Raw genomic sequence first — 17,317 nt, 5'->3', positions numbered from 1 at the left:
CAACACCTGCCTGGAAGCCATGACCAAGCCATCGCGATACGAACGGATCGCCTTCGTCGCCAGCCCGAGCAGCGAGGCAGAGGCCGCCTTCCACCAGCTCACCACGCAATATGGCAATTGCGATCCGAGCGAGGCCGACGTCGTGGTCGCGCTCGGCGGCGACGGGCTGATGCTCCAGACGCTGCACCGCCACATGCGCTCGGGAAAGCCGATCTACGGCATGCACCGCGGCACGGTCGGCTTCCTGATGAACGAATACTCGACGCACGACCTCCGCGCCCGTCTCCAGGCCGCGCATGAATCCGGGATCAACCCGCTGCTGATGCGCGCGACCGACACCCATGACCGCGTCCACCTGCATCACGCCATCAATGAGGTCTATCTGTTCCGCCAGACCTACCAGGCGGCGCGCCTGCGTATCCTGATCGACGAGCGCGAGCGCATGCCCGAGCTGATCGCCGACGGCATCATTGTGGCGACGCCGGCAGGCTCGACCGCCTATAATCTCTCCGCACAGGGGCCGATCCTGCCGATAAACGCCGCGCTGCTGGCGCTGACACCGATCAGCGCTTTCCGGCCGCGGCGCTGGCGCGGCGCACTGCTGCCCAACACGGCCTACGTCGTGATCGAGGTGCTGGAAGACGACAAGCGGCCCGTCGCGGCCGTTGCCGACCATGAGGAGGTACGCAGGGTCCGGCGCGTCGAGATCCTGTCCGACAAGACCATCTCGATGCGCATGCTGTTCGATCCCGGCCACAGCCTGGAGGAACGGATCCTGCGCGAGCAGTTCGGCTACTGACCTGCCGGCTCCGCCCCCCGCCGGCCGCCTGTTCGCAACGCTTCGTTAACCCTCGGCACGATATGGTTAACGAAGGTTGACCGCTTTGGCCCAGGCGTCATGTTTCGCATCGACTTCAACAAGCTGCGCTTTCTCGTCTGCGACGACAATCCGCACATGCGCCGCATCCTGCGGACGCTGCTGCATTCGTTCGGCGCGCGCGAGGTCTATGAGGCTGAGGACGGCGCCACGGCGCTCGAAATGTACAGTCACTACGTGCCCGACATCGTCATCACCGACTGGGCGATGCCGATCTTCGACGGGCTCGAGCTCGCGCAGATGATCCGGCAGCCTGAATCCAAGGGCAACCCCTACGCGCCGATCATCATGCTGACTGGCCATTCCGAGAAGCGCCGCGTCACGGTCGCGCGCGATGCCGGCGTCACCGAATTCCTGGCCAAGCCGATCTCGGCCAAGGGCCTCTACCAGCGCATTCTCAACGTGGTCGCCAGTCCCCGGCCTTTCATCAAGACCAAGACCTATTTCGGCCCGGACCGGCGCCGCAACACCAACTCCGCCTATATGGGCCCGGAGCGCCGCGTCGGCGAAAAGCACGAGGTGCTCCAGCAGCCCTCGCTGCTCGACAAGGCCCGCTCCTCCATCTAGCGCAGGGTCCCACACGACGAGGCAGGCATCATGGCGAAGAACAGCGCAAAGGACATCGAGGTCACGGCCTTCGCCACGCATCAAATCATCACGCAGCCCAATCCGCTGCGTAAAGTTCTGCGCCGGGTCGAGGAAAAGGACCTGGACGATCCGATCGGACGCGCCGAGCAGGCGCTGGCCGATCTGTCCGGCGAGTTCAAGAGCTGGATGACGACCGAGGTCAACCGGCTGTCGTCTGCCTACGTCGCCATCCGCAACGACGGCTTCACCAAGGCGCGGCGCGACGAGCTGTTCCACGCCGCGCACGACATCAAGGGCGACGCCGCCACGTTCGGCTTTCCGGCCGCGGCGGGAGTTGCCGAGAGCCTGTGCCGCGTCATCGAGCACGCGCCGGATCTCGAGAAGGTGCCGGCCGAACTGTTCACGCACCACATCAACGCGATCCTCGCCATCGTGCACGAGAACACCAAGCTCGACAGCATCAGCATCTCCGCCGAGCTCAGCCGCCGTCTGCGCAAGGTCGCCGACGACTATCTCGCCGGCGTCAACCGCGACCGCCCCGAGCATCTCGAAGTGATCCTGGCGCCGAGCATCGCGCCGGCGGAGTAACGACTCCGCTCTCTCCTCTCGTCATTGCGAGCGCAGCGAAGCAATCCAGAATTCCTCCGCGGAAAGACTCTGGATTGCTTCGCTGCGCTCGCAATGACGAAGTTTGCGGGTCCGGCTTGAACTACGCTGCGATCAGGTCGTCGTACACCGGATCGATCGTGTCTTCCGCAACCAGCTCGTCGCAGAACAACCTCGCCTCCTCGCGCGCGGATTCGGTGGCGAAGCGGCGCAACAGGACCATCAGCGGCTCGGTGGCGCCGCGGTCGGTCTCGCAATGGGTGAGCACACGCTCGACCATGCGCCGGCGCAAGCGCGCCGCGGTGTCGTCGGTGTCGACAAAGCCCTGCTCGTGGCAGGCATCAAGCGCGACCTGGAACGCTGCGAACGTCGCCTCGGGTAAGCCTGCGCGACGAAGCAGCGCGTGCATGCTGTTGCCGCCACGGTCGTGCAGCAGCGCGGAGACGCGCGCGAGCGGCAGATCGGCCAATTCGGCAAGTGCCGCATCAAAGAGCTCGAGATTGCTCGACAGCAGCGCGCGCAGGATCAGGCCCGCGGTGAGCTGGCCGGTGATCCGCAGATGCTTCACCAGGCCCTGCATGTCGTCGCCGCGCGAGCGCGCCGCAATGTTCATGGTGGACCGATCTCGCGCCTCGGTCGTCATGCGTTCGGCACGGTCGGCGCTCAGCCAATTCCGCGCCACCACGAACTGTGCCAGCGTCTCGGAAAGCTTTGCCACCAGTGCCGCGCGCGTTGCGGCAGGAATGTCGTCCAGCACCAGCATCGCCTCGCGGATCGCGGCGAGATGGCCGTGACGCTCGACGATGCGGTTCCACGAGAACGGTGCCAGCTCGGCGTGGGGATTTTCGATCAACTCCAGTGCGGCGGCCGCGCAGCCGACCTCGGCAATGGCGGCGCAGACCGAGACCGGCAGCGCGATGCGGCGGGCGACCGCACATTGCACCTCGTCGTTGCCGGTCGCGACGATGTCGACGAGATCGGCATCGATCAGCAGCGGCGAATATTCGAGTACGGGCAGCGCCACGGTCGGCTGGTCCGCCGACAGCGCCCGCACGATCGACGCCGGCGCATCCGTGCTGCGCGCAAACGCCTCGGCCATCGCCTGCCGCACCAGGGGCGAGGGATCGTCGAGCAGCATCAGCAGCGCGCCCTCGGCGGCGACACGGTCGTCGTGAGAAAGATCCGAGATCAGCCAGGCCCGGGCCAACGCCCGCGTTGCCTCCGCCCGCTCACCGGCGGGCGCGGTCCTGATCCAATTAATGAACTGCCGAACAATCATGGTGCTTCCGGCTTACGCAACGAAAAAAAGAAAACGGTGACGGCCTGTCACCTGCAACACAAAATAAACCACGACGCTTAACAAAGCGTTCACCATAACTGGCTGGTTTTATTGATGATTTGTTAAGGGCTGGAAGCAGCCCAAGGGCGCGATAGCGCGCTAGCTCGAGAACGTGCCGCTGCGATCGCTGAACAGATCAAGCGGCTGCGGCGGCCGCACGTCGGGCGTTGTCGACGCGACCGAAGTGAGCGAGGCGTTGTTGCCCCACAATTTCTGCACCGTCGTCGAGACTGGCTGCGTCGCATCGCCGGGCTGATAGATCGAACGGAATGCCGGCGTGATCGGCGTGTTGTCGGCGACCGTCGCCGACGATGTCGCGCTCACCGGCGTCACACCACGCGCATCCGGAAAGGTCTGGAGATAGGCGGCCCCATTGACCATTGGCACGGTGGTCTGCACGCCGTTGGCGGCGGCGACCTGCGTGGTCGACGGCGTGTCACCATACATCGCCATCGCGCTGCGCGTGGATTTCGCATTCGAGGCGCTCGCATAGCGCGCGTTCAGCACCGAATAGACTTCGGAGACGCTGCGCGCGCGGCCATCCTTGGCGTAGAAGATCGACCGGTTGGCGGATGCCGCATTGGGAAACAGCCGCGCACCGACCGCTTGCGGGTTGTCCTCGGCATTGGCGATCAGTTTCGCCGCGCCGCCGACGCCCATGAAGTGCGCCATATAGAGCTCACTGTCGGACGGCCTGCGGCCGAGCAGACCGGTGAGCTTGAAGCTGTTGGACTGCGTCAACGCCGCCGCCATGCTGGAAGCGGCCTCGGGATCGTCGCGCAGCTTCATGATCGTGCGCTTCATGAAGGGATCGTCGACGGCGTAAGTGCCGGACGAGGTCTTGCTGATGGCGTCGGCATAGTTGCCATAGCCGAGCTGCGGACCCGCCTCTTTCACAGTGCCGAGCCAGGTCTGGTCGATGAACTGATAGAGACCGTGGGCGGACGAGGTGGTGGCACCGGCCGACGGATCGAAATCCGATTCCATCTTGGCGGTGGTCAGCATGTATTCGAAGCTGACGCCGGTCTGGTTCGAAGCCTGCTTGATCGCGCCCGCAACGCGCCGCGATGAGTCGGATGCGGCCGTCTGCGAGGCACTGGAATTGTCGACCGACATGATGGCGTGACGGGCCCGTGCGGCGTTTGAGCGGCGCCGGCAATTCGGACGCCTGATCGCCTCACCGTGGGACAGTTATGGTTAATGCGGGGTTAATTCGGGGGGCTGCCCGTCCCCGAGCCATTCCGGGGCATCGCGTAGCGATGAGCCCGGAATCCATCTAACCGCGCGTGATGCCGTAGAACGGATTCCGGGCTCGCGCTTCGCGCGCCCGGGAATCACAGCTCGCTATTTCTTGTAGACTGCGTTCGGATCGAACAGCCTGTCAGCGTCGACGAAGACGAGCTTTGCACCGCCGCCCTCGGCCTCGACCTTGCGATAGAAGCAGGACCTGCGCCCGGTATGGCAGGCCGCGCCGATCTGCTCGACGCGAAGCCAGACGGCGTCCTGGTCGCAATCGGTGCGGATCTCGACCACGCGCTGGGTCTGACCTGAGGTCTCACCTTTTCGCCACAAGGCATTGCGCGAGCGGCTGAAGTACCAGGCTTCGCCAGTGGCAATGGTCTTGCGCAGCGCCTCGTCATTCATATGCGCGACCATTAGCACGTCACCGGTGGTGACGTCCGTCGCCACGCAGGTCACGAGGCCGGCGGCATCGAACTTGGGGAGGAAGGACAGGCCTTCCTCGATCTCGCGGGAGTGAGCGGACACGACAAACCTCGCCAGTTATCCGCGAGGTCAGCGCGTCATGCCTCGCACCATGGACAGGAAGCGGGCCTGCTCCGCCGGGTTGTCGCGGAACATGCCAGTATAGCGGCTGGTGAAGGTCGAGGCGCCATGCTTGGCGACGCCGCGCACCGACATGCAGGTATGCTCGGCCTCGATCAGGACAGCAACGCCACGCGGCTTCAGGATCTCGTCGATCGCGGCTGCGATCTGCGCCGTCAGATGCTCCTGGGTCTGGAGCCGGCGGGCGAAGATGTCGGTCAGGCGCGCGAGCTTCGACAGGCCGACGACGCGTTCCACCGGCGTATAGGCGATGTGCGCCTTGCCGTAGAACGGCATCATGTGATGCTCGCATTGCGAGGTGAACTCGATATCACGCACCAGCACGAAGTCGTCATAACCGGCGGTCTCGCCGAAGGTGCGGTCGAGCACCTCGGCCGGGCACTGGTGGTAGCCCTGATAGAGCTCGTCGAAAGCCTCGACGACGCGGCGAGGCGTGTCGAGCAGGCCCTCGCGCCCGGTGTTCTCGCCGATATAGGCGAGCAGCGTCTTCACCGCAGCTTCCGCCTCGGCACGCGCGGGACGCGGCTGGTCGGCGCGGACGGCGGCCGCAAGGAATTCGGCAGGATCGAGCTCCGCCGGGCGGCTCTCGAGCTGCTTGTCAGAGGGCTTGTTCGGGCGGATGGATTTGATTGTAGCGTCCATGTCTACTCCGTTCGACGGCCTTGCGGCCGGAGTGTCACCGGCAGACGGGGCGGACAAGCCGCCGGACGCCTGGAGAGAACAGTATTTGGCGAAAGAGGTTTCTTGGCAATAACGCCGGCAAGCGGATCTGGATCATCGCCGACGCACCGCCGGACTGTTTTTCCGCCAGTTCCGCCCCTATATAGGGCCGTGGACCGCGCCCGCCAAGGCCGATCCGGCAGGTCAGTGTTGGACTCCATCACATGCTGAACGACATCTATAACAAGCGGATCATCGAGCTGGCCGGAAATATTCCGCGCCTCGGGCGGTTGTCGGACCCCGATGCCACCGCCACGGCCCATTCCAAGCTGTGCGGCTCAACCGTCAAGATCGACCTCAAGATGGAGGGTGACACCGTCACCGACTTCGCGCATGACGTGAAGGCCTGCGCGCTGGGACAGGCCTCTTCATCCATCATGGCAAGTCACGTGGTCGGCTCGACCGCGAGCGAACTCCGTGAGTTACGCGAAACCGTTCGCAAGATGCTGAAAGAGAATGGCTCGCCTCCCGAAGGCAAATGGGAGGAAATCAAATTCCTCGAGCCGGTCCGCGACTACAAGGCGCGTCACGCCTCGACGCTGCTGACCTTCGATGCCGTGGTCGATGCGATCGGCCAGATCGAGGCCAAGGCAATGCAGCCGGCCACCGCGCAGGGCTGAGACCAGACTGGGGCTCTTACTTCTGCGACGGCGCCGCCGGTGCTGTCACCGCGCCACCGGTGGGCACCACGGCTTCCGCCGTCTTGGTCGACTTGGCAGGCTGCTGCGGCTCCGGTTCCTCGCCGAACCTTGCCTGCGTCTTCGGCGTAAGCTCGGCCACCGCAGGCGCCGAGATATCCACATGCGGCAGCACGTCGGCCACCAGATTGGTCGTCACGAGATTGGTGAGCTTCAGCTCGGCTGTATCCAGCTCGTGCAAATCTTCCCACGGCGGCACGTTGAGCGCGAGGGACAGCAGGTCCCCCGCCCCGCCCATGTCAAAGGTGTATTTGGCGAGCCGGCCGATGTCGCGTTCCACGATCATCAAATCCTGCGCGCTGTAGCTCGCGGCCTTGGCATCATCGGCCCGGTCGCCCATCCAAATCTGATGGACGCGGACATGGGCCGCTTCCGGCACGTAGCGCTTCTTGCCGGCCAGCAGCAGGAACACGCACATGGATTCGCAATAGGCTTCCGAGGCGACCGCCGGACGGGCACCCTGCCCGCCGCCGCCCTGCTGCGTGATGCCGACGGTGGTGAGAAGGCCGAGATTGCGGAAGCGGCGGCCGAGCGAGATCGCGTCGTTGACGGAACCGCCGCTGGAGTCGAGCACAACGGTGGCGCCGCCGAGCTGGCGTCCACGGGCGAAGTCATCAAAGTCCTTCGGGGTATCAGCAGTAATGATGCCGACCGCGCTGACCCAGCCGCGGCAATTGGGCTCGCAGGCGACCCAGCCAAACTTCATCGGCAGCTTGCGCTCTTCGAGCGAGACGCCAGCGCTGGCCGACGAGCCAAAGGCCGCGACGGCGCCCGCCAACACAACACCACAAGCGGCGGTTCCAACCAGCAACCAGCCGCGAAGGTTGAGCGACTTCAGAACTTTCAAACTCGTTCCTTCCCCAAGCCCCAAAAGCAATCAGGCAAACCCCGTTTCGACGTTCCAATGAATCTCACATGAACTTCACCAAAATGGTATCCGGGGGAATACAGATCGTCCATAGGTACTTGCTGCACTGCTCCCAGAAAGCAGGCAAACTATGGCGTGGACACAACAACTTGCTGTTCCCTGCGCTGGAACTGCGCAACCGGGCGCTCACGATGGCGACACAGCGCACATGAAGCACTCAGCCTGCGAGCACTGCTCCACTCCTGTTACTGAAGCGCTGCGGCTGCCGCGCAGATTCGGTCGCGCGCTGATCTGGCTCTATCGACACACGCTGTCGCCGCTGGTCGGCTACAACTGCCGACACCTGCCGACCTGCTCCCTGTACGGCGACGAGGCAATCGAGAGGTTCGGACTTTGGGCCGGAGGCTGGATCACACTCGCGCGCCTGTTGCGCTGCAATCCCTTCGGCACGTCGGGTATCGACAACGTGCCCCTCGCCGTGCCGAAGAGTGCGCGCTGGTACCTGCCCTGGCGGTACGGCCGCTGGCGCGGAGTGAACGCCCCGTAAGCATGCTGCGGTGCTTTGCGCATTACTGCCCTGACCGGAACCGGAACTTTCCCCTCGCGTTGTTGTGATGCTCCCCCAGGGAGGAAACAACAATGCGCTGGAAAATCAGCCCTCATTTTCGCTTCAGGCCAGGCCCGCATCCCGGATTCAATCCGAGGGATCACGATCCCAGAACCATCGACGTGCTCGCGATCATTGCTCTGCTCGTGCTCGTCGTCGGATCCGGCTGGTATCTGGCAACAAGCCTTGCGACGCCGCAAAGCACGACGGCATTCATCGTGCCGAGCCAGAGCGTGCACTGGTAGCTAGACTAGCGGAACCAGAAGAATCGCCCGGGCGGTGGGACCGGCTCGGGCGGACGCGGCCGCTTCGGTCGCGGCTTGGGCGGCGGCTCGGCGGACGAAGTCGTCTCCGCGGCCGGCGCGGCTTCGCTCGCCGCCATTTTCACCGACAGCAGCAAGTTCGACTCATGCATCCGCCAGCGATAGCCGACGCCGAAATCGATTGGCTGGGCGCGCGTGAACAGCTCGGCGTAACGCTCCTGGTAACGACCGGGAAATTCGCCGATCGGCCCGAGATAGCGGCCGAACGGGAAGAAGCGCCATTGCCGCGAATTGTAGTTGGCGACCGGAATGCCGGAATCATCCTGGATGATGGTCGCGCTGTTGGCGAGCAGCCAATCGCGGGCGACGGTGAAGTTGCCCCCGTGCAAGAGATAGGACGCGCTCTTGAGCAGGCTGTTGCCGGGCCCGAGCGTCTCGCAGAATTTCAGGAAGCCGGCTGCGCGCGCGCCGGAATTGGAGAGATCAGTCGAGAAATAATACAGCGTGCGCGCCTCGCCGTCGGCACTTGCAAAGGTGATGCGGACCCCGCGTGTGGCATTCGGCCCAGGATTGTCATTGCCCGTGTGCGCCCCGCCCTTGTCGTCGAGTGCGACCGTCTCGACGTTGCGGATGGTTTTGCCGGAGCGCGCCAGGAATACGTAGAGGATCGGCAAGGTGCCGTTGACCTGGTTGGCGTGCAAGTCGACCTTCATCTGCTTGGTAATGAAGAAGGAGAAGCTCAGGATCGAGCCGAGCGAGCGCTCGACATTGTAGAGCGCGGCATTGACCGAGCCGCGCGGCAGCCTAGTCAGATCCGGCACCGCGCCGACGGGCTCCAGCGCGCCCAGCACGTAGGTGCTGGCTTTGGAATAAAAGGCGTTGGCGTAGAGGAAATCCGGGCCGCTGAAAAAGTAGAACATGGTCGGCCGCGGCGCGGCGAGATTGACGTCCGACCAGTTCCGGATCTTCGACAACTGCCGCTGCTCGAGCTGGGCGAAGGCGCTGTCGAAGAATTTGGCGTGATGCTGCCAGGACGGGTCCCTGGTGAGCGCCACCAGCGGCGAGTCCGCTGAAGGCTGCATGCCTGCGAGGAAGCGCGCAGTGTCGTCGAAGGTAATCTCGGCCGCGCGCGTGGACGAGATGGCCGCAGCCATAAGGGCAAGAGCGACGGCCGCAATTCTCATGGGTCGAAACATGTCTATTCGCGATTGTGTGACGTGGCAGCGGCGACCGGCCGCCTGCGGAAAACTGCATAAATCAACAGGCCCGAGAGCATGACGAGCATCCCCGACAGCGACTGCACCGGCCGCTCGGTCAAGAGGTAGTACATCATGGATGCGGTCACGATCAGGAAAATGAGCGGCGTGAATGGGTATCCCCAGGCGCGATAGGGCCGCGGCAGGTCGGGATCGGTGATGCGCAGCTTGATGACGCCGGCAACCGTGAAGAACGAGCAGAACAGCAGCGAGAACTGGATGAAGTCGAGCACCGCCTCGAAGCTGCGCGTGAACAGCAGCAGATTGGCGACCACGAGCTGAAACAGGATGGCATAGGCCGGCGCACCCCTCACCGATCGTTTCGAGAACACGTGCAGCGCCGGGATGTCCTCTCCCATCGTCATCATCACGCGCGGGCCGATCCACATCATCGCGCTGATCGAGGAGATCAGGCCGACGCAGATCATGGCGCCGACGATACGGCCGCCGAGGCCTCCGAAAATGGCGCTGCCGGCCACGCTTGCGACGTCGAGCTGGCCGGCCAACGCGCTGATTGGCGTCGCGTACAGGAACACCGCGTTGAGCGCGACATACAGCACCAGCACGATCAGCGTGCCCGCGAGCAGTGCGCGCGGCAGGCTCTGCTGCGGCGTGTTCATCTCGCCAATGATGTAGGTCGCGGCGTTCCAGCCCGAGAACGAGTACATCACGAAGACGAGCCCGATCGCGAAAGGCGCGCTCACGATATGGGCGAAATCACCGGCGTGGGGTGCAAACGAGATCGGCTGCGGCGTGCCGACGACGAAGCCTGCAACGAGGAAAGCGACGATCAGCACGACCTTGAGGATGGTCGAGATCAGCTGGAAGGTCGAGGAGTGCCTGACGCCGGTCAGTTGCACGATCGACACCAGCCACACCACGCCGATCGCAAGCGGGATCGGCGGCACCTCAGGCATGACGGACTTGGCATATTCGCCGAAAGCCATGGCGGCGAGCGCGACGGGCGCGGCGAAGCCGACCGTCGCCGAAACCCAGCCGGCGAGAAAGCCGAAGGCCGGATGATAGGCGCGGCCGAGGAAATTATACTCCCCGCTCGAGCGGGGAAACATCGCGCCCAGCTCGCTGTAGGAGAACACGCCGCACAGCGCGACGATGCCGCCGACCGTCCACAGCGCGAGGATCGAGAAGCCCGAGGGGATGTCCTTGACCTGGAAGCCGAGGCTCGTGAAGACGCCGACCCCGATCATATCGGCAACGACGATCGCGGTTGCGACCAGAACGGAGATCCCGGAGCCGCCGGTCAGCCGCCCGGTCCAGGGCGCGGTTCCCGCATCTGATGCCGTCATCTGGGTCCTTAGCCTCAGGCGTCGCGCCTCATCGGAGGCATCGTGCAGATTGGTCCAGTCAATTCAAGCAGGGTTAACAAGGGCTAAATGAGGCGATTGAAATAGGTAATTAGCCACCTTCCTTGCCCGCGTTCGAGCAATAAAGCCGTAGTCGGCCGCGGAAATACGCGCGGCGCTCCCACAATCGCGACACGATTGCGTGGTCTTTTTTGATCGTTCCGGATGTGGGGAAGTTTCTCCGGACACTTAACGTCGCCTAAACGCCACTCGGCTCAATTGTCTTAAGTTTGCCGATGGACGTGACTTGGGTCGTGACTTGGGGTCATGGGTGGATGGTCGGGGCCGTTCCGAAATTGAGAGCAGACATGCGCGCTGACCGGACCAAGGCGTCCGGGGCGCGCGGTCATGCGCTTCGGATCGCCCTGATCTCAGGCTTGGTGCCGTTGTCGCTGACGCTGGTTCAATGCGGCCAAGCTCCCAATCCGGCGGCGCTCGCCGCGAACTCGCAGGCCAATGTCCCGGTCGTCAATCAGACCGTCCCCAAGACCAATCCGCAAGTCGCCAGCAGCGACACGTTTGAGGATCGCTTCCCGGCCCCGCAGTTCAGGGAGCGCTTCCCCTCGGCGAGCGAGAGTTTCCTGCAACGGCAGATGTCGGACTTCTCGCCCAAGCGCGCCGTGCAGCCGGAGCAGGCACCGTACAAGGTCGCCTCGCTCGCGCCGCAGGTCCCCTACCAGCGTCCGGCGCGTGACGACCTGACGGCGCTCGTCAGCATGAAGTCCTCGGCCTTCCCTTATTTCGGCAACAACCCTGCGTCCGACGCGCCCTTTCTCAACATCTCCAAGGGCGACCGCCGCGGCCACCGCAGCTACTCAGGGCGCGTGTTCTGGCAGGACGAGACCTACAACGACAGCCGTGTGCTGATGCACGTCCCCGAGCATTTCGACGTGCGCAAGCCTGGCGTGATCGTGGTGTTCTTCCACGGCAATGGCGCAACGCTCGAGCGCGACGTGCGCGACCGCCAGCTGGTGCCGCAGCAGATCACCGATTCCGGCGCCAATGCCGTGCTGCTCGCGCCGCAGATGGCTGTAGATGCCGCAGACTCCAGCGCTGGAAAATTCTGGCAGCCCGGTGGCCTCAAGCGCTTCATGGAAGAGTCAGCCAGCCACCTCGCGCAGCTGACCGGCGATCCCAACAGCGCGCGGGCCTTCGCCAATATGCCGATCGTGATCGTCGGCTATAGCGGCGGCTTCCTGCCGACCGCCTGGAGCCTCGAGGTCGGCGGCATCAGCGATCGCGTCCGCGGCGTCGTGCTGCTCGATGCGGTCTATGGCGAGATGGACAAATTCGCATCTTGGATCGAGAGCCACCGCTCGGGCTTCTTCGTCAGCTCCTACACCCACTACACCGCACGGCGCGACCGCGAGCTGATGAGCATGTTGCGGCAGAAGGGCATCGGTGTTTCCGAGGACATGGATGGACCCTTGCGTCCCGGTAGTGTCGTGTTCGTCGAAACCGGCGACGGCATTACGCACCGCGACTACGTCAACCGCGCGTGGACGCAATATCCGCTCAAGGACGTGCTGGTGAAGATGTCGGCAACGCCGGCGCTGGCGCTGACGCGCATTGCAGCCACCAGCTCTTCCGCGCCAAGCCGTTAGTCTGAACTTTGCGAACGAGCGATGCTGAGCCGGATCGCCGACCAGGCGTCCGGCCCTCGAACCTCAGCTCTTGATCTCAGGTTTTGGGCAGCTTCGGAATGCTCTCGGCAAAGCCGTTGAAGCAGGCCAGCCGCTCGTCCTCTTCCTTGAAGAACCGGCAATCGGCATAGCCCTTGGCCTTCGCCGGCTTCGGCTTGGGCGTCGGCGGGATGATGGCGTCGTAGCAGTTGAGCCGGTCCTTGGTGCCGTCGTCAGTATCGAGACAGGCCTGAAGCCGAGCCGCGATCGATTGCGGCTTGCCCTTGGGTGCTGCAGCCGGCTTGGCGGCGGCCTCTTTGGTGCCGGTCTTGGTCCCCTTGGGCTTGACCTGCACCAGCGGCTTGTCCCCCACCATCGGTGGCTTGTCGGTCTGCGCAAACGCGGAGGCTGAATAGAGCACCGCGGCAACCGCCAGAATCATCCTCATTTCAGTCAACTCTCTTTGGTCCCCATGACGGGCCTTCTAGCGCTCTCCCGCGCGGTTTGCCAAGCGCCTTGCAGGGGAAATGCCTGCTTCAGCCCGGGGCGGCAACGGCCGGCCGGGGACGGCTCGCAAGCACCAGGACCAGCGCCAGCACGACAAAGCCGACCGCCACGAAACCCGTGCTGTGCAGCAGATCGCGGGCAAACAGCAGCCCTCCGACGGCCGAGCCGATGGCCTGGCCGATATAGAGGACTGACGTGTTGAGCGCGACGGTTGCGGGCGCAAGCGGCGGCGCCGCCGCGACCAGCCGTACCTGCTGCATCGAGTTGGTCGAGGCAAAGCCCAGTCCCCAGATCGCCACCGCGATCGCCATCAACACGAGCGTGCCCGCGCTCAGCGCCCACACGGTGATGCCCGCGAGTAACAGGCACGTGAACAGCAAGGAGGTTCGGTATGGCCCCCATGTGTCGACGATACGGGTCGCCACCACAACGCCGAGAAAACCGCACACCCCATAGATGCCGAACACTATGCCGATCGCATCCGGGCTCGCCTCGGTCAGCTTCTTGAGCAGCGGGCCCATGAAGGTGAACACTGCGAACTGTCCGGACATCTGCAGCATCGTGATCGCGAGCAGCAGCAGGATCATCCTGTCGCGCCCGACCTCGCTCCAGGTTTTCAGGTCAACCGGCGTGCCCTTCAAGCCGGCCGGCAGGCGCACCAGCAGCAACAGGAAGCTGACGCAGCCGAGCGCGCCAATCTCGCCATAAGCGGCGCGCCAGCCGTAGCGGCTGGCGATGAAAGTGATCAGCGGAAGGCCGACCGCGGCAGCTAACGACCAGCCGAGGAAGATATAGGCGATCGTGCTACCGCGCCGCTCCGCCGGCACGATCAGCGCCGCCGTGCCGGCAGCCTGCGGCGTGTAGAGTGCGCCGACGGCAAGCATCACCAGGCGGATGACGAGGAGGCTTGCATAGTCGGGCGCAAAGGCCGAGGCGAGATTGCCAAGGGCGAGCACCGCGAGCGTGGTCGTGAGCAAGACCCGCCGTTCGATGCGGCTGGTCAGCCACGCCGTCAACGGCGAGCCGATGCACAGCGTGATTGCACCGAAGGTGATGAGCAGCCCGGCCGCATGGATGCTGATGCCGAGCCCCGCAGATAATTCCGGCAGCATCCCCGCAGGCGCCAGCACCGAGCAACCAGTGACGAGATTGCCAAGCATCAGGGCGGTTGGCGTGAAACGGCCGGCGCGGGGACTTTCCATGCAAGTGCATGTAGAACAGACGCACCTGCAGTTAAAGAGCGGCGTTCGAAATAGTTGGAGCACCGCCCCGGCTTTTGCGCGCCACTTTCTTGGAATTGCCGGATTGCACAGGCCGAATCGCCTGATATATCGCTCGTTCCCGCTTACCTGCGCTCGTTCGCAGGAGTGAGCCTCAGGAGAAAAGCAATGACTGACCAGCCCAAGGACCCCAAGTCCGAACAACCCAAGTCCGAGCAACCGAAGTCCGAATCCGGCTTCCAGTACAGCCTCAGCAATCTGAGACCCGTGACCCCGCCGGAAAAAATCACCCTCACCTTCCCCGATGGCGCCCGGCGCGAATACGCCAAGAGCACGACCGGCATGGAGATCGCCAAGGGCATCTCGCCGTCGCTGGCCAAGCGCACGGTGGCGATGGCGCTCGACGGCGAGCTCGCCGACCTCAACGATCCGATCGACGCCGATGCGAAGATCGAACTCGTCAACCGCGATGATCCGCGCGCGCTCGAGCTGATCCGCCACGACTGCGCGCATGTGCTGGCGGAGGCCGTGCAGTCGCTGTGGCCCGGCACGCAAGTGACCATCGGCCCGGTGATCGAGAACGGTTTCTATTACGACTTCTTCCGCAACGAGCCGTTCACGCCGGAAGATTTTGCCGCGATCGAAAAAAAGATGCGCGAGATCATCGCGCGCGACAAGCCTTTCACCAAAGAGGTCTGGGATCGCGAAAAAACAAAACAGGTGTTTCGCGACAAGGGCGAGGCGTTCAAGGTCGAGCTGGTCGATGCCATTCCCGGAACCGAGCCGATCAAGATCTATTACCAGGGCGACTGGTTCGATCTCTGCCGCGGCCCGCACATGACCTCGACCGGCAAGGTCGGCAACGCCTTCAAATTGATGAAGGTGGCCGGCGCCTATTGGCGCGGCGATTCCAACAACCCGATGCTGACCCGCATTTACGGCACGGCCTTCGCCAAGCAGGAAGACCTCGACGCTTACCTCAAGCAGATCGAGGAAGCCGAGAAGCGCGATCATCGCAAGCTCGGGCGCGAGCTCGACCTCTTCCATTTCCAGGAGGAAGGTCCGGGCGTCGTGTTCTGGCACCCGAAGGGCTGGACCATCTTCCAGCAGCTGATCGCCTATATGCGGCGACGCCTGACGGGCGACTACAACGAGGTCAACGCGCCGCAGATCCTCGACAAGTCGTTGTGGGAGACCTCCGGCCATTGGGGCTGGTATCGCGAGAACATGTTCGCGGCGCAATCGGCCGGCGACGAGGCCGAGGACAAGCGCTGGTTTGCGCTCAAGCCGATGAACTGCCCAGGTCACGTCCAGATCTTCAAGCATGGGCTGAAAAGCTACCGCGACCTGCCCTTGCGCCTCGCCGAGTTCGGCGTGGTGCATCGCTACGAGCCGTCCGGCGCCATGCACGGCCTGATGCGCGTGCGCGGCTTTACCCAGGATGATGCGCACGTCTTCTGCACCGAGAACCAGCTCGCCGAAGAGTGCCTGAAGATCAACGATCTGATCCTGTCGACCTATGCCGATTTCGGCTTTACCGGCGAACTCACGGTGAAGCTCTCCACGCGACCGGAGAAACGCGTCGGCACCGATGCGATGTGGGATCACGCCGAGCGCGTGATGGCCACCGTGCTGCGCGAGATCCAGGCGCAGAACAATCACATCAAGACCGAGATCAATCCCGGCGAAGGCGCCTTCTACGGGCCGAAGTTCGAATACGTGCTGCGCGACGCCATCGGCCGCGACTGGCAATGCGGCACCACGCAGGTCGACTTCAACCTGCCGGAACGATTCGGCGCGTTCTACATCGACCATGACGGCGGCAAGAAACCGCCTGTCATGGTGCACCGCGCGATCTGCGGCTCGATGGAGCGCTATATCGGCATCCTGATCGAGCACTATGCCGGCAACTTCCCGCTCTGGCTCTCGCCGGTGCAGGCGGTGGTCACCACCATCACCTCGGAAGGCGACGAGTACGCCAAGCAGGTGCTGGAGCAGGCGCGGCGCGCAGGGCTTCGGGTCGAGATCGACCTGCGCAACGAGAAGATCAACTACAAGGTCCGCGAGCATTCGCTGGCCAAGATTCCGGCGCTGCTCGTGGTCGGCAAGAAAGAGGCCGAAACGCATTCGGTCTCGGTCCGCCGGCTTGGCAGCGACGGGCAGAAGGTGATGACGACCGCGGAGGCAATCGCCGCCCTGGTCGACGAGGCGACCCCGCCGGATGTCCGGCGGATGCGCGAGCCGGCCTGATCCCTGAAATCGATCTAAACTCGCTTTCGGTTGCGGGCGTGCGTTCCTATGTGAGGACTGCACGCCCGACGACCAGCCGATGAGGTAATTGCAGTGCCCGACGCCATCGAACTCCTCAAGACCCGCCGCTCGGTCAAGCCGCGCGAGATGACCGGACCAGGCCCCTCGCCGGGCGAGCTCGATACCATTTTGACCATCGGCGCACGGGTGCCCGATCATGGCAAGCTCGCGCCCTGGCGCTTCATCATTTTCGAAGGCGATGCCCGCCAGCGCGCCGGCGAGGTGATCGCCAAGGTCTTTGCGCGGAAGAATCCCGGCGCCCCCACAGCCGACATCGAGACCGAGCGCAAGCGCCTCACCGATGCGCCGCTGGTGATCGGCATCGTCAGCCTCACCAAGCCGCATCCGAAAGTGCCGGCGTGGGAGCAGGAACTGTCGGCAGGCGCCAGCGTCATGAACATCGTCACGGCCGCGACCGCGCTCGGCTACGGCGCCTGCTGGCTGACCGGCTGGTTCTCCTTCGATCGCGATGTGCTGGACGGCCTTGGCCTCAAGGCGGACGAAAAGCTCGCCGGCCTCGTCCACATCGGCACGCCAACCAAGCCGAGCGAGGATCGTCCGCGACCGGTCCTTTCCGAAATCGTGACGCGTTTTTAATCGAAGTCTTGTTGACGCATCGGACGTCTT

General features: G+C 64.1%; 18 protein-coding genes. 9 read left to right on the top strand and 9 right to left on the bottom strand.

Annotated elements, in window-relative coordinates:
* The first annotated feature begins 19 nt into the window (after positions 1-19).
* The 3 genes from ABIC09_RS09500 to ABIC09_RS09490 all read left to right on the top strand — a co-directional run bounded on the left by ABIC09_RS09500 (position 20) and on the right by ABIC09_RS09490 (position 2,053).
* Positions 20-799 (top strand): NAD kinase, encoded by a 780-nt coding sequence (locus tag ABIC09_RS09500; protein WP_354109093.1) that lies wholly within the window; start codon positions 20-22, stop codon positions 797-799.
* 99 nt (positions 800-898) lie between these two features.
* Positions 899-1,444: a response regulator gene (locus tag ABIC09_RS09495; protein ID WP_008133731.1), complete on the top strand. Its 546-nt coding sequence runs from the start codon at positions 899-901 to the stop codon at positions 1,442-1,444.
* Positions 1,445-1,474: 30 nt separating this feature from the next.
* Complete coding sequence (locus tag ABIC09_RS09490; protein ID WP_354109092.1) at positions 1,475-2,053, top strand: Hpt domain-containing protein; 579 nt, start codon at positions 1,475-1,477, stop codon at positions 2,051-2,053.
* Positions 2,054-2,174: 121 nt separating this feature from the next.
* Here the strand turns inward: ABIC09_RS09490 and ABIC09_RS09485 are convergent, their stop codons facing one another.
* The 4 genes from ABIC09_RS09485 to folE all read right to left on the bottom strand — a co-directional run bounded on the left by ABIC09_RS09485 (position 2,175) and on the right by folE (position 5,897).
* A complete protein-coding gene (locus ABIC09_RS09485) occupies positions 2,175-3,350 on the bottom strand; it encodes a DUF2336 domain-containing protein (protein ID WP_354109091.1) in 1,176 nt (391 codons plus the stop codon).
* A gap of 159 nt (positions 3,351-3,509) precedes the next feature.
* On the bottom strand, positions 3,510-4,526 hold the full coding sequence (locus ABIC09_RS09480; protein WP_354109090.1) for a lytic transglycosylase domain-containing protein: 1,017 nt from the start codon (positions 4,524-4,526) through the stop codon (positions 3,510-3,512).
* A 228-nt stretch (positions 4,527-4,754) separates the two neighbouring features.
* Complete coding sequence (hisI, locus tag ABIC09_RS09475; RefSeq protein WP_354037259.1) at positions 4,755-5,177, bottom strand: phosphoribosyl-AMP cyclohydrolase; 423 nt, start codon at positions 5,175-5,177, stop codon at positions 4,755-4,757.
* 27 nt (positions 5,178-5,204) lie between these two features.
* A complete protein-coding gene (gene folE / locus ABIC09_RS09470) occupies positions 5,205-5,897 on the bottom strand; it encodes a GTP cyclohydrolase I FolE (protein WP_354083795.1) in 693 nt (230 codons plus the stop codon).
* 242 nt (positions 5,898-6,139) lie between these two features.
* Here folE and ABIC09_RS09465 point away from each other — a divergent pair, with 242 nt between their 5' ends.
* Positions 6,140-6,595 (top strand): iron-sulfur cluster assembly scaffold protein, encoded by a 456-nt coding sequence (locus ABIC09_RS09465; RefSeq protein WP_148750161.1) that lies wholly within the window; start codon positions 6,140-6,142, stop codon positions 6,593-6,595.
* A gap of 16 nt (positions 6,596-6,611) precedes the next feature.
* Here ABIC09_RS09465 and ABIC09_RS09460 read toward each other — a convergent pair whose 3' ends face one another.
* The gene (locus tag ABIC09_RS09460; protein ID WP_354109089.1) at positions 6,612-7,520 is read right to left on the bottom strand and encodes a COG3904 family protein; all 909 of its coding nucleotides are present in this window, start codon (positions 7,518-7,520) and stop codon (positions 6,612-6,614) included.
* Positions 7,521-7,749: 229 nt separating this feature from the next.
* Here ABIC09_RS09460 and yidD point away from each other — a divergent pair, with 229 nt between their 5' ends.
* Positions 7,750-8,088, top strand: a complete 339-nt coding sequence (yidD, locus tag ABIC09_RS09455) for a membrane protein insertion efficiency factor YidD (RefSeq protein WP_354109088.1) — start codon at positions 7,750-7,752, stop codon at positions 8,086-8,088.
* 92 nt (positions 8,089-8,180) lie between these two features.
* Positions 8,181-8,393: a hypothetical protein gene (locus ABIC09_RS09450; protein WP_148750158.1), complete on the top strand. Its 213-nt coding sequence runs from the start codon at positions 8,181-8,183 to the stop codon at positions 8,391-8,393.
* A 5-nt stretch (positions 8,394-8,398) separates the two neighbouring features.
* On the opposite strand, the gene ABIC09_RS09445 is transcribed toward ABIC09_RS09450, so the two are convergent.
* Together ABIC09_RS09445 and ABIC09_RS09440 are read right to left on the bottom strand one after the other, a co-directional pair.
* Entirely contained in the window at positions 8,399-9,595 is a 1,197-nt protein-coding gene (locus ABIC09_RS09445; protein ID WP_354109087.1) for a hypothetical protein, read from the bottom strand.
* Positions 9,596-9,609: 14 nt separating this feature from the next.
* A complete protein-coding gene (locus ABIC09_RS09440; RefSeq protein WP_354109086.1) occupies positions 9,610-10,974 on the bottom strand; it encodes an APC family permease in 1,365 nt (454 codons plus the stop codon).
* 365 nt (positions 10,975-11,339) lie between these two features.
* On the opposite strand from ABIC09_RS09440, the gene ABIC09_RS09435 reads away from it, so the two are divergent.
* Positions 11,340-12,635, top strand: coding sequence for an alpha/beta hydrolase (locus ABIC09_RS09435; protein ID WP_354109085.1), 1,296 nt, complete (start codon positions 11,340-11,342; stop codon positions 12,633-12,635).
* A 76-nt stretch (positions 12,636-12,711) separates the two neighbouring features.
* On the opposite strand, the gene ABIC09_RS09430 is transcribed toward ABIC09_RS09435, so the two are convergent.
* Both ABIC09_RS09430 and ABIC09_RS09425 read right to left on the bottom strand, forming a co-directional pair.
* The gene (locus ABIC09_RS09430) at positions 12,712-13,101 is read right to left on the bottom strand and encodes a hypothetical protein (RefSeq protein ID WP_354083799.1); all 390 of its coding nucleotides are present in this window, start codon (positions 13,099-13,101) and stop codon (positions 12,712-12,714) included.
* Between the two features lie 88 nt (positions 13,102-13,189).
* Complete coding sequence (locus tag ABIC09_RS09425; RefSeq protein ID WP_354109084.1) at positions 13,190-14,362, bottom strand: MFS transporter; 1,173 nt, start codon at positions 14,360-14,362, stop codon at positions 13,190-13,192.
* 186 nt (positions 14,363-14,548) lie between these two features.
* Here ABIC09_RS09425 and thrS point away from each other — a divergent pair, with 186 nt between their 5' ends.
* Positions 14,549-16,630, top strand: coding sequence for a threonine--tRNA ligase (thrS, locus tag ABIC09_RS09420; RefSeq protein WP_354109083.1), 2,082 nt, complete (start codon positions 14,549-14,551; stop codon positions 16,628-16,630).
* Positions 16,631-16,723: 93 nt separating this feature from the next.
* Positions 16,724-17,287 carry a nitroreductase family protein gene (locus ABIC09_RS09415; RefSeq protein WP_354037272.1) on the top strand — a complete coding sequence of 188 codons (564 nt, stop codon included), beginning with the start codon at positions 16,724-16,726 and terminating at the stop codon, positions 17,285-17,287.
* Positions 17,288-17,317: the final 30 nt, after the last annotated feature.

This window comes from Bradyrhizobium sp. S3.12.5, from assembly GCF_040548225.1.
Classification (GTDB): domain Bacteria; phylum Pseudomonadota; class Alphaproteobacteria; order Rhizobiales; family Xanthobacteraceae; genus Bradyrhizobium; species Bradyrhizobium cytisi.
The sequence above is the reverse complement of the archived record's forward strand: the minus strand, read 5'-3'. Positions and strand labels throughout refer to the sequence as shown.

Coding starts and splice junctions, on each gene's coding strand:
- thrS (WP_354109083.1), top strand. CDS start 14,549: ATGACTGACCAGCCCAAGGACCCCAAGTCCGAACAACCCAAGTCCGAG.
- folE (WP_354083795.1), bottom strand. CDS start 5,897: ATGGACGCTACAATCAAATCCATCCGCCCGAACAAGCCCTCTGACAAG.
- ABIC09_RS09435 (WP_354109085.1), top strand. CDS start 11,340: ATGCGCGCTGACCGGACCAAGGCGTCCGGGGCGCGCGGTCATGCGCTT.
- ABIC09_RS09465 (WP_148750161.1), top strand. CDS start 6,140: ATGCTGAACGACATCTATAACAAGCGGATCATCGAGCTGGCCGGAAAT.
- ABIC09_RS09480 (WP_354109090.1), bottom strand. CDS start 4,526: ATGTCGGTCGACAATTCCAGTGCCTCGCAGACGGCCGCATCCGACTCA.
- ABIC09_RS09425 (WP_354109084.1), bottom strand. CDS start 14,362: ATGGAAAGTCCCCGCGCCGGCCGTTTCACGCCAACCGCCCTGATGCTT.
- ABIC09_RS09445 (WP_354109087.1), bottom strand. CDS start 9,595: ATGAGAATTGCGGCCGTCGCTCTTGCCCTTATGGCTGCGGCCATCTCG.
- ABIC09_RS09450 (WP_148750158.1), top strand. CDS start 8,181: ATGCGCTGGAAAATCAGCCCTCATTTTCGCTTCAGGCCAGGCCCGCAT.
- ABIC09_RS09500 (WP_354109093.1), top strand. CDS start 20: ATGACCAAGCCATCGCGATACGAACGGATCGCCTTCGTCGCCAGCCCG.
- ABIC09_RS09490 (WP_354109092.1), top strand. CDS start 1,475: ATGGCGAAGAACAGCGCAAAGGACATCGAGGTCACGGCCTTCGCCACG.
- ABIC09_RS09430 (WP_354083799.1), bottom strand. CDS start 13,101: ATGAGGATGATTCTGGCGGTTGCCGCGGTGCTCTATTCAGCCTCCGCG.
- ABIC09_RS09495 (WP_008133731.1), top strand. CDS start 899: ATGTTTCGCATCGACTTCAACAAGCTGCGCTTTCTCGTCTGCGACGAC.
- ABIC09_RS09485 (WP_354109091.1), bottom strand. CDS start 3,350: ATGATTGTTCGGCAGTTCATTAATTGGATCAGGACCGCGCCCGCCGGT.
- ABIC09_RS09440 (WP_354109086.1), bottom strand. CDS start 10,974: ATGACGGCATCAGATGCGGGAACCGCGCCCTGGACCGGGCGGCTGACC.
- yidD (WP_354109088.1), top strand. CDS start 7,750: ATGAAGCACTCAGCCTGCGAGCACTGCTCCACTCCTGTTACTGAAGCG.